Origin of the sequence: Stenotrophomonas sp. HMWF023 (genome assembly GCF_003060985.1) — a bacterium.
GTDB classification, from domain to species: domain Bacteria; phylum Pseudomonadota; class Gammaproteobacteria; order Xanthomonadales; family Xanthomonadaceae; genus Stenotrophomonas; species Stenotrophomonas lactitubi.
Window position 1 is genome coordinate 40,440 of sequence record NZ_QAIJ01000018.1, and the last position, 1,751, is coordinate 42,190.

Genomic DNA, 1,751 nt, shown 5'->3' on the forward strand with positions numbered 1-1,751 from the left:
GCAGGTCTTGTCGGTGACCTTGCCGTTGAAGGTGATGGTGCCGTCGGCAGCATTGGCGGCCAGCGGAGCGGCAGCCAGCATCAGAACCGCGATGAATTTGATCTTGTGCATTGCTTGTACCTAACCCTACTGAAGAGATGGAAAGTAGAGGAGGAAGCAAGGAGCACTGCCGGGCATCGGACCCTTCCTTGCGTCTCACCTGTCGCCGGATTCGGACGTACCTCTCCCTGAATCCGTGACGCAAGTATATGCATAAATGTGACCCACGTCTCATAATTTTTTATGAACACAACATCTTGACGCCAATAAATTGACGTGCTAGCTCAAAAATGGAAGGTACTGGGGAAGCCAAGGCAGGCTTGGCGTGCGACGCAAATGGCACTCGATCGTCGACCGCATTTGCAGGTAAAAACGGCGTTATTTGACGCGCATCACCCTTCTCAGGTGATGGCCCTAGCAGAACGAAACACTGCCTATCAATGACTGTTCGCGGTTGTCGCTAACTAGGACACACCGAACCAGAGAACGTGTCATGAAGAGCTCGATCCTGCTGTGCGTGGCCTTGATGTCCGTCAGCGCACTGGCCCAGGCCAGCAGCGGAAGCGTCCGCTTCAGCGGCCGCATCGTCGATCCCGGCTGCACGACGCGCCTGTCCCAGCAGGAGCTGAGCCTGGAAGCGTGCCCGCCGTCGGCGAAGGGCGCCAAGGTGGCTGTGACGGCGCTGGGCGAAGGTGAAACGGCAACGCTGCGCGAAGGCGGCCGCCATGGCCAGCAGCTGGCCGTGGCCGCACGCACGATGCGTGCCGGCGACCTGTCGTTCTCCGAGCGCTATCGCCTGGAAGCCTCCCAGCGCCAACCGCTGCGAGGCGCCTATCTGGTGGTGGTCGACTACCCCTGAGCCGGGTCCGGTAGTTCGAACACCTGCCGCAGGTAGGACAGGTAACCCGGGTCGTCGCACATGCTCTTGCCCGGCGAGTCACTGAGCTTGGCTACCGGCTGGCCATTGCAGCGGACCATCTTGATGACGATGTTGAGCGGGGTCGGCCCCAGATCGTTGGTCAGATGGGTACCCACGCCGAACGCCACCTGGCAGCGGCCGCGGAAGTAGTCGTACAGGCGCATCACCTTGGTGATGTCGAGCCCATCGCTGAACACCAGCACCTTGCTGCGCGCGTCGACGCGGCGCTGCTGGAAGTGGGCCAGCATGCGGTCGCCCCAGTCGAACGGGTCGCCGGAATCATGGCGCACGCCATCGAACAGCTTGCAGAAGTACATGTCGAAGTCGCGCAGGAACGCATCCAGCCCGACCACGTCGGACAGCGCGATGCCGAGGTCGCCGCGGTACTCGCGCGCCCACGATTCCAGTGCCGCTACCTGCGAATCGCGCAGGCGCGGGCCCAGCGCCTGGAATGCCTGCAGGTATTCGTGGGCCATGGTGCCGTGCGGGGTCATGCCGTACAAGCGGGCGAAGTGCACGTTGCTGGTGCCGACCAGCTGCGGGCCCAGCGCATCGCGCAGCAGCGGCAGCAGGCGTGCATGCCAGTCGCGCGAATAGCGGCGGCGGCTGCCGTAGTCGGCGATGCGGCACTGTTCGAAGCCGGGGGTATCGCGCAGCAGCGCGGCCTTGGCCTGCAGGCGGCGTTCGCCTTCAGCGAAATCCGCCGTGGTGGTGTTGCGGAACCAGACTTCGTTGATGATCGCCAACAGCGGCACTTCGAACAGGATGGTGTGCAGCCACGGACCGGTGATAT

Annotated in this window: 2 protein-coding genes and 1 pseudogene; 1 reads left to right on the forward strand and 2 read right to left on the reverse strand. The window is 62.8% G+C overall.

What is annotated here, in order from left to right; translation table 11 throughout:
• A pseudogene (locus DBR20_RS22425) lies at positions 1–111 on the reverse strand (type 1 fimbrial protein); the annotation flags it as partial.
• 421 nt (positions 112–532) lie between these two features.
• Between DBR20_RS22425 and DBR20_RS00600 the strand changes: the two are divergent.
• The gene (locus DBR20_RS00600; protein WP_089238703.1) at positions 533–898 is read left to right on the forward strand and encodes a type 1 fimbrial protein; all 366 of its coding nucleotides are present in this window, start codon (positions 533–535) and stop codon (positions 896–898) included.
• Here DBR20_RS00600 and pncB read toward each other — a convergent pair.
• The coding region (gene pncB / locus DBR20_RS00605; protein ID WP_108264818.1) for a nicotinate phosphoribosyltransferase at positions 889–1,751 on the reverse strand (863 nt) is incomplete at its 5' end. The genes DBR20_RS00600 and pncB overlap by 10 nt on opposite strands.

What these genes read in the sequence shown, in the direction of transcription:
- DBR20_RS00600 (WP_089238703.1), top strand. Translation starts at nt 533, where the DNA reads ATGAAGAGCTCGATCCTGCTGTGCGTGGCCTTGATGTCCGTCAGCGCA.